Annotated in this window: 7 protein-coding genes (1 of these 7 only partly in view); 6 read left to right on the top strand and 1 reads right to left on the bottom strand. The window is 68.1% G+C overall.

Annotation, left to right across the window (positions count from 1 at the left end; translation table 11 throughout):
- The 5 genes from tgt to AUC44_RS15070 form a co-directional block, all read left to right on the top strand.
- Positions 1 to 187 carry the 3' end of a tRNA guanosine(34) transglycosylase Tgt gene (gene tgt / locus AUC44_RS15090; RefSeq protein WP_062159452.1) on the top strand. The gene continues 986 nt to the left of window position 1, outside the view, so the window shows 187 of its 1,173 coding nt (coding positions 987-1,173); the start codon falls outside the window, past its left edge; it ends in the stop codon at positions 185 to 187.
- Positions 188 to 491: 304 nt separating this feature from the next.
- The gene (locus tag AUC44_RS15085; RefSeq protein ID WP_062159451.1) at positions 492 to 3,821 is read left to right on the top strand and encodes a coiled-coil domain-containing protein; all 3,330 of its coding nucleotides are present in this window, start codon (positions 492 to 494) and stop codon (positions 3,819 to 3,821) included.
- A 105-nt stretch (positions 3,822 to 3,926) separates the two neighbouring features.
- Positions 3,927 to 4,871, top strand: a complete 945-nt coding sequence (locus tag AUC44_RS15080) for a manganese-dependent inorganic pyrophosphatase (RefSeq protein ID WP_062159450.1) — start codon at positions 3,927 to 3,929, stop codon at positions 4,869 to 4,871.
- 77 nt (positions 4,872 to 4,948) lie between these two features.
- Entirely contained in the window at positions 4,949 to 6,220 is a 1,272-nt protein-coding gene (locus AUC44_RS15075) for a bifunctional folylpolyglutamate synthase/dihydrofolate synthase (protein ID WP_062159449.1), read from the top strand.
- A 61-nt stretch (positions 6,221 to 6,281) separates the two neighbouring features.
- Positions 6,282 to 7,766: a carboxypeptidase M32 gene (locus AUC44_RS15070; RefSeq protein ID WP_062159448.1), complete on the top strand. Its 1,485-nt coding sequence runs from the start codon at positions 6,282 to 6,284 to the stop codon at positions 7,764 to 7,766.
- A gap of 57 nt (positions 7,767 to 7,823) precedes the next feature.
- Here AUC44_RS15070 and AUC44_RS15065 read toward each other — a convergent pair whose 3' ends face one another.
- Entirely contained in the window at positions 7,824 to 8,075 is a 252-nt protein-coding gene (locus tag AUC44_RS15065) for a hypothetical protein (RefSeq protein WP_046843587.1), read from the bottom strand.
- Positions 8,076 to 8,375: 300 nt separating this feature from the next.
- On the opposite strand from AUC44_RS15065, the gene AUC44_RS15060 reads away from it, so the two are divergent.
- Positions 8,376 to 8,765 carry a helix-turn-helix domain-containing protein gene (locus AUC44_RS15060; protein ID WP_046843586.1) on the top strand — a complete coding sequence of 130 codons (390 nt, stop codon included), beginning with the start codon at positions 8,376 to 8,378 and terminating at the stop codon, positions 8,763 to 8,765.
- Positions 8,766 to 8,772: the final 7 nt, after the last annotated feature.

Genomic DNA, 8,772 nt, shown 5'->3' with positions numbered 1-8,772 from the left:
GTCACTGCACAACCTGCGCTACCTGCACCGCCTGATGGAGCGCGCACGTTCGGCCATTCAGGCTGGTGAATTCCACGCCTGGGCTTCAGCCTGGGCTGCCGGCTACTTCAAGAATGGCATTCCGGCCTGGTTCCAGTCGGCCCTGGATCAGGGACGTACCGGTGCACACCAAAATCCCCAATCGTGACGGCGCTGACGCATAAAAAGCAAGCTCACCGGTCTTTTCACAACCTTCACACTCTGATCAGAGTTTGATCATTTGCGATGAAAACGAGGTTTTAGGCCATTCTCAGGGTTGACCCGGTCTCTTTCATGCCTGTATCATCCGCCTGATCTGACACTTCTGAACCACTAGGCAAAGAATGTCAGGTTGCGCGAAGGGCCACCGGAACGGCGAACAGCACTGGGAGAGGAAACCCGGCAACTCGCCCCACCGTTACCTTCAGAGCCGAGAACGTGCTCCGACGCGCGACGACCTTTTGGGGGTTCATATGAAGAAAAGCCTGCTCGTTCTCACCGCCGCGCTGTCCTTCGGCGTCGCTGCCGCTCAGACGGCCGCGCCCGCCAGCGCACCCCAGGTGCCCGCGCTGACCGACGTTCCCGCCGGTCACTGGGCCAAGGACGCCATCGACCTGCTCGTCAGCAAGGGCATCCTCCTCGGCTACCCCGACGGCACCTTCCGCGGCACGCAGAACCTCACCCGCTACGAAGCGGCCGTGATCATCGCCCGCCTCCTTGACCAGGTCAAGGGCGGCGAAGTGACCATCACCGACGAAGAGACCCTGACCGCGCTGCAGAACGCGATCCAGGAACTCGCCGCCGACCTCGCCGCCCTCGGCGTGCGCGTCAGCGACCTCGAAGAGAACGCCGTCAGCCGCGACGACTTCGCCCGCCTCGAAGAGCGCGTCGAGATGCTCGCCGCCGCCAGCGGTGACGCCGAAGCCCTCGCCGGCCTGACCAGCCAGATCGACGACCTGGCCGCCCGCGCTGACGACTACGACACCCTGCGTGCCGACGTTGACGACAACGCCAGCCAGATCGCCGCCCTGAACGACCTGACCGTCCTCCTGAACCAGGACATCCTGAACCTCCAGGACCGCGTCAGCGCCGTCGAAGCCGCCCAGGCCGACCTCGTCGCCCGCGCCGACTTCGACGCTCTCGGCGGCCGCGTCACCACCGTGGAAACCAAGGTCACCGACCTGAGCAACCGCGTGGCGACCCTCGAGAAGTACGCCTTCACCATCAAGCCCAGCCTCAGCGCCACCTACTACGTCGCCCGCGCCAACCGCGACATGGACGTCGACCGCCTGCTGGCCGGCACGGTCTTCAGCACCGGTGACGACGGCGACGCCGACACCAGCGACGCCCCCCGCGACTACGCTGACTTCACCGGCAGCCGCCAGCTGGTCAGTGGCGCCCGCGAAAACTTCTACGGCTTCAGCACCGGTAACGGTGGCGTCCGCGAAGAAGGCGAAACCACCATCGACTTCAGCATCGACTTCACCAACAGCGGGAAGTTCGACACCAGCAAGAGCGCGACCACGGGCGCCTACGTCACCAGCGTCGGCGGCCTGAACGTCAACAAGGTGGACATCAAGTTCGGCATCCGCGCCGGTCTGCCCGACTCCGACTACATCAGCGCCGGCGACTACGCCAACTACCCCGATGTGGTCGACACCGACAGCGGCATCACCTACCGTCCCCTGTTCTTCTACTTCAGCAACGGCACCGCCGACTTCACCGTGGGCAACACGCCCATTACGGTGACCTTCGGCAAGGCGCTGAAGTTCAAGTTCGCTGACTACATCGGCGACAACGACAAGACTGGTCGCGGCGACGGCTACATCGTCAACGTCGACGGCAGCAACCTCCCCGTGATCGGCAGCCTGAAGCCCACCATCCAGGTGGTGTACGGCAGCCGTGACGGTGCCGAAGCCTTCTACACCTACGGCGACGCCGACAACAACGTCAACACCCGCGACGTGGTGACGGGCATCAGCGACGGCTACTACAAGTACTACCGTGGCGTGCGTGCCACCATCACCCCCGTGGGCACCCTGAAGGCGGGCATCCACTACCTGCAGGAAGGGACGGACGAGACCGGCTACGCGGCCGCCACCTACCGCGCGACCCAGGGTGACCCCACCCGCAACATCGGCGCTGGCGCCTTCACGGCCGCCACCGACGTGACGACGTTCGGCGCCGACCTGCACGGCACCGTCGCGGGCTGGCAGCTGGACAGCGAGTACGCTCGCAGCAACGTCACGAACACCACCTTCAGCACGACCGGTGTCCTCACCCCCGTCGTGACCACCGAGAACGCCTTCTACGCGAAGACGAGCGGCAACATCGGTTCCATCGCCAAGGTGTACACGCTGAACTACCGCAGCGTCAGCGCCGGGTACGACAAGACGGCCGGCATCATGGAAGCCGACCCCACCGACACCGACAACGGCAGCACCGCGCCCTACGCCAGCGGCCGCACCGGCTTCGGCATCAAGGTCGGCACGACCCTGGGCCCCATCGCCCTGGCTGCCTACCAGGACAACGAAGTCGACTACGGCAAGAACCCCCTCGAAACGGCCAACGAGCCCAGCGCTGTCGTGGACCGTGGCGTGACCGGCAAGATCAACCTGTTCAACCTGGTCACCGTCCGCGGCGGCTACTACGAGTACCTGACCGGCGTCAACGCTCCGGTTGAGGACTACGAGGGGCTGAACGGCGTGCGTTACGGCGTCCGTGCCGACATCACCCCCGGCCTGGGTCTCGCCATCGGCGCGTACTACCGCAACGTCGGCCTGGCCGGCAACAGCGGCCCCCGCGCCCAGAACGACGGCGGTCTGTTCGCCAACGGCAAGTACAACAGCTACTTCGACCTGGCCACCAACGACCTGAAGGACCAGAGCGGTTGCGGCGACCTGCACCCCGGTATCAAGAGCACCGACACCGACATGGTGGGCCGCGCCCTGACCTTCAGCCAGAACAGCTTCGGCGACAGCTACTGCTACAGCGAGTACGGCGCCGACCTGACCCACAACGGCAAGGACGCCAACGCCCTGGTCAAGGATCTGTCCTTCCGCGTGGGCTACGCCGCCCGCTACCGCAACTACGACGAGGCCTACACCAACAGCTTCTTCTACGGCGACGTGCTGTACGGCAAGAAAGTCGGCATCGCCCAGGTTGACCTGAAGGGCGCCTTCGGCGTGGACACCTACAGCGAGAACGAGCGCAACAACGCCGAGCGTGCGCTGATCAGCGGTACCGCCAGCCCCGCCAACAGCACGGCCTACGCCTTCGGCATCAAGGTCAAGACCGACGAGCTGAACGTGGCCTTCAAGCCCAGCTTCGAAGGGCAGTTCGGTATCTACAACCGCAGCTACGACTACGGCGCGTACAACTTCACGGTTGACCCCGACAACAACGCTGCGACCGACAACAGCGTGACCTACGCGAACGCGGCCGACTACACCGCCAGCGCCATGAAGTACGTCGTGGGCGTGAAGCTGAACGAGTTCCTGCTCCCCAACACCAAGCTGGCCGTGTACTACGCCGGCTACCAGGGCAAGAACCGCGTCTACCGCAACTTCGTGACCGCCACGGCTCTCAACGACAACTCGGATGCTCCCGGCTCCTTCCGTGACAGCAACACCGGCGCCACCATCAACCAGAACCTGCTGTACGTGGAAGGTAACTACTACGACCTCAGCTTCGGGTACGGCTACGGCACCCTCAGCATGCGCGACGCCAACGGCAACGCCATCGCGGGCGCTGCGGACGCCAAGGGCTCCGTCTTCAAGATCAACTACAAGGTCAACTTCTAAAGTTCACCGGCTGAACGAACTCCCCGCCCCGTGCGGGGGGTTCTTCTTTGATCGCTGTGCGTTCAGGCCGGCGCTTCTGCGGCTCTGAGTGGGTAGAATCGCCCCATGCTTGCTGTCTTTGGTCACCTGAATCCCGATACCGATGCCATCACGGCCGCGCTGGTGTACGCGCGGCTCCTGACCCGCCAGGGCGTGGACGCGACCGCGCACCGCCTAGGCGACCTGAATTTCGAGACGGCATTCGTGCTGCGCGAGGCCGGTGTAGAGGCGCCGGCCCTGTTGCCCGAGCTCCCCGCCGGTGCAGCGGTGGCGCTGGTCGATCACAACGAGAGCGCCCAGTCCGTGGCGAACCTCGCGGAGTTGAATGTGACGCGCGTGGTGGATCACCACAAGCTGGGTGACCTGACGACCACGCAGCCGCCCTACCTGCGTTTCGAGCCGGTGGGCTGCACCGGCACGATCCTGCTGAAGCTGCACCGTGAGGCGGGCCTGAGTGTGGAGGCGCTGGACGCCCGGCTGATGCTCAGCGCGATCCTGAGTGACACGCTACACTTCCGCAGCCCCACTACCACCCAGGAGGACCGCGACGCCGTGGCCTTCCTGGCACCCGTGGCGGGCGTCGAGGACGTGGAGGCGTACGCGCTGGCGATGTTCGCCGCGAAGAGTGACTTGGGCGACACGCCGGCCGACACGCTGCTGCGCATGGACTACAAGGTGTTCCCGTTCGGTGACGTGGCCGCGCCGCACAGCTGGGGCATCGGCGTGATCGAGACCACCAACCCCGGGTACGTGTTCGGGCGTCAGGCGGAACTGCTCGCGGCGATGGATCAGGCGAAGGCGCAGGACGGGCTGAGTGGCGTGCTGCTGAGTGTCGTGGACATCCTGAACGAGACGAACCGCACGCTGGTCCTGAGTGCCACCGAGGAAAAGGTGCTGCGTGAGGCCTTCGGCGCCGGGGTGGACGGTCAGGTGGCGGATCTGGGCGGGCGGATCAGCCGCAAGAAGCAGATCGTGCCGACGCTGGAAGAGTACTTCGCCCCCCAGGGCTGACGCCCGCTGGGCAGCAGGGCCCGCTTCCCGCGTGAGGGGGCGGGCCTGCTGCTGTCCGGGCGCCCTATGCTGGGCGGATGACTGACTCTGGTGGCCTCTCTGGTGATCTGGCGTGGGTGTTCGCGCGGCAGCGCTTCGGGATGCACCCGGGCCTGGGGCGGGTCGAGGCGCTCCTCGCCCGGCTGGGGAACCCGCAGCGGGCCTTCCAGACGGTCCTGGTGGGCGGCACGAACGGCAAGGGTTCCACGGCCGCGTCCCTGGCAGCGATGCTGCGCGCCGGGGGCGTGCGTGCAGGGCTGTTCACCAGTCCGCACCTGACGCGCTTCACAGAGCGCTTCGTGGTGGACGGCGCGGAGCTCCCGGAGGCGACGGTCGCGGCGGCACTCGCCGAGCTGCGCCCGCACGCGGAGGAGGCGGGAGCGTCGTTCTTCGAGGTCATCACGGCGCTCGGGGCGCTGCTGTTCAGGCGGGCGGGCGTGGATGTCGCCGTGATGGAGGTCGGCCTGGGCGGGCGGCTAGACGCCACGAATGCCCTCGATCCGGTGCTGAGCGTGCTGACGAACGTGGGCCTGGACCACACCGAGGTGCTGGGCGACACCCGCGAGGCGATCGCGCGGGAGAAGGCGGGCATCCTGCGCGCGGGGCGTCCGGCGGTGACGGGTGTGGCGGCCGACCTCCGACCCATCCTGCGGGCCGAGGGCGCGGACCTGTGGGCGCTGGGCGAGGAGGCTCACCTGAGTGTCCAGGGGCGCGGCTGGGACGGCTCGGACGTGACAGTGGACAGTCCAGCCGGGACGGTCACGCTGCGCACGCCGCTGCTGGGCGCGCACGGCGCGGCGAACGCGGGACTGGCGGCGCTGGCGGCCCTGCGCCTGGGCCTGAGCCCGGAGGCGGTACGGGCTGGGGCGCAGGCGACGCAGTGGCCCGGGCGGCTGGAGGTCACCCCCTGGCGCGGCACGCGGGTGCTGCTGGACGGCGCGCACAACCCCGACGGCGCGCAGGCGGTCGCGGCGGCCCTGCGGGAGCTGGGGGTCGAGCGGTTGCCACTCGTGTTCGGCGCGGCGGGTGACAAGGACCTCGCGGGCGTGGCGGCGGCCCTGCGGCCCCTGGCGTCCGAGGTGATCCTCACGCGGGCCGCGCTGAGCCCCCGCGCGGCGGACCCGGCCAGCCTCGCGCCCCTCTTCCCGGACGTGCCGTTGACACTCACGGACACTCCGCAGGCGGCGCTGGCCGCCCTGGCCGCCCGGCGCGCCCCGCAGGCGCTGGTGTGCGGCAGCCTGTACCTGCTGGGCGAGGTCCGCCCCCTGCTGTTCGGAGAAACCAGCGAGGGCCGTGAACGCTGGCAGTGACCGATCTCCTGCCTCCGCCAGATGGCGGATCGAGGGGCGCAGCGCGCTACCCTGGGGGGTGATGACCACCTTCGATGAACTGAGCCGCCGCCTGGGTCAGGTGAGCGACCTGGGTGCCGCCGCGAGCCTGCTGTCCTGGGAGCAGGAGACATTCATGCCGCCCGAGGCGGCCCGCGTGCGCGGCCTGCAACTGGCGACCCTGGCGGGCCTCTCGCATGAACTGTTCACCGCGCCCGAGACCGGCGCGCTGCTGGACGGCGTGCAGGCCGAGGGTGACACGCAGGCGGCGGTCGTGCGGGTCGCGCAGCGGGACTACGCGAAGGCCACCCGCCTCCCGACCGCGTTCGTGGAGGAACGCACCCGCGCGCAGAACGAGGCGCACCACGCCTGGGTGCACGCCCGCGCGCACAGCGACTTCGCGTCCTTCGCGCCGTACCTGGACCGCATGATGGACCTCGCGCGCCGTCAGGCCGATCTGCGCGGCTTCGAGGATCACCCCTACGACGCCCTGATCGACGACTACGAGCCCGGCATGCGCGCCGCGCAGGTGAAGGCCGTCTTCGCGGACCTGAGGGACCGCACGCTGCCGCTGCTCGGGAAGATCCGCGCCGCCGGGGACGCCGCCGACTACAGCGTCCTGACCCGCCCGTTCCCCGCCGGGGCGCAGAAAGAGTTCGCGTGGCGCGTGGCGGGCGAGGCCTTCGGACTGACCGGCGACTTCGCCCGGCAGGACGAGAGCGCGCACCCCTTCCAGTCGAACTTCAGCCGCAGCGACATCCGCATTACGACCCGTGTGGAGGACTACTGGCCCGCGTGCCTGTTCGGCACGTGGCACGAGACCGGGCACGCCATGTACGAGCGCGGCGTGCATGAACGCTGGGAGCGCACCCCGGTGTCCGCCGGGGCGAGCCTGGGCGTGCACGAGAGCCAGTCGCGGATGTTCGAGAACCTGCTGGGCCGCAGCCTGCCGTTCTGGCAGCGCTACTTCCCGCAGCTTCAGGAGGCCGCGCCGCAGGTCGCGGCGGGCCTGGACGCGGCCGGACTGTACCGCGCGGTGAACCGCGTGCAGCCCAGCCTGATCCGCGTGGAGGCCGACGAGGTCACGTACAACTTCCACGTGATGCTGCGCTTCGAACTGGAACTCGCGCTGCTGGAGGGCAGCCTGAGCGTGCGTGACCTGCCGGAGGCGTGGAACGCGAAGGTGCAGGCGTACCTGGGGCTCACCCCGCCTGACGACGCGTCGGGTGTGCTGCAGGACATCCACTGGTCGGCGGGATTGATCGGGTACTTCCCGACGTACACGCTGGGGAACCTCCTGAGCGTGCAGCTGCTGGAGGCCGCCCGCCAGGACGCGGACATTGCGGCGGGGATCGACCGCGCCGAGTACGGCCTGCTGCGCGCGTGGCTGGTCGAGCAGGTGCATCAGCACGGGCGTAGCCTGTCGCCTGCCGAGCTGACCGTGCAGGCGACCGGGCGGCCCCTGAGTGCCGATCCGTACGTGGCTTACCTGACACGCAAGTACGGCGAGATCTACAGCCTGAGCTGAGGTGCAAAGAGGCGCGCCCCGACCGTTCGCTGGTCGGGGCGCACTGTGCGGTGTGGGTCAGACGGCCTGGCGGCGCTGGGCGTTCGTGACGAGGTACGCGCGCGCGGAGTTCAGCCAGGTCTGCGCGAGGTCACTGTGGGGGTGCTGGCGCTCACGCAGCGCCTGGACGCTGAGGTTCAGCTGGCGTTCGACGCGGCGGACGGCGCCCAGGCCGCCCTCGTTCTCGACCTCGATCAGGGTGTTCAGCAGTGTGGTGGGGTGGGCGTAGCCGACGCGGATGCTTTCAGCGATGGTGTCCAGGGCGCGCATGGGGGGACTCCTTCCCGCCCGGGCGGGGCGGCGAGGCGAACAGGGTGAAATTCTGCTGTGGGCGAATCCTTCTTGTGATTACGATCTTAGCAGAGGGGATCGTGAAGGGCAAGAAGGGTTAATCCTTATTCTGTCTTGACCGTAGCGGGGGGCGGTGTTACACTCCAACCAAGGCTCCCGTATTCTGCCCACAGGCAAACCCTGCGGCCGGAGCGACCGGGCCCCAGGCGGCACGCGCCAGGACTGCCCCCAGCGGGACGATTCCGGCGTGAGGCCACGCCGCAGCCGAGGAGGTGAAACATGAAACTGCACGAAAGACTCCGCGAACTGCGCAGCGAACGCGGGCTGCGGCTCAAGGACGTCGCCGAGACCGCCGGGATCAGCGTCCCGTACCTCAGTGACCTCGAACGCGGCCGCACCAACCCCAGCCTGGAAACCCTCCAGACCCTGGCCGGCGCGTACGCCATCACCGTTCACGACCTGCTCGAAGGGGTCGAGTTCTACGGTGCGTCCACCGAGGGCGCGCTGCCCAAGGGCCTCGCCGACCTGGTCGCCGACCCCACCCTGGGCCCGCAGATCACGCCCGACTGGGTCCGCACCCTGTCCCGCATCGAGCTGCGCGGCAAACGGCCCCGCGACAAGCAGGACTGGTACGAGATCTACCTGCACCTCAAACGCATCCTGAACTGACGTTCAG

This window comes from Deinococcus actinosclerus (genome assembly GCF_001507665.1).
GTDB lineage: Bacteria > Deinococcota > Deinococci > Deinococcales > Deinococcaceae > Deinococcus > Deinococcus actinosclerus.
Note: the sequence above shows the minus strand (reverse complement) of the source record. Positions and strands in the feature narration are given on the sequence as shown.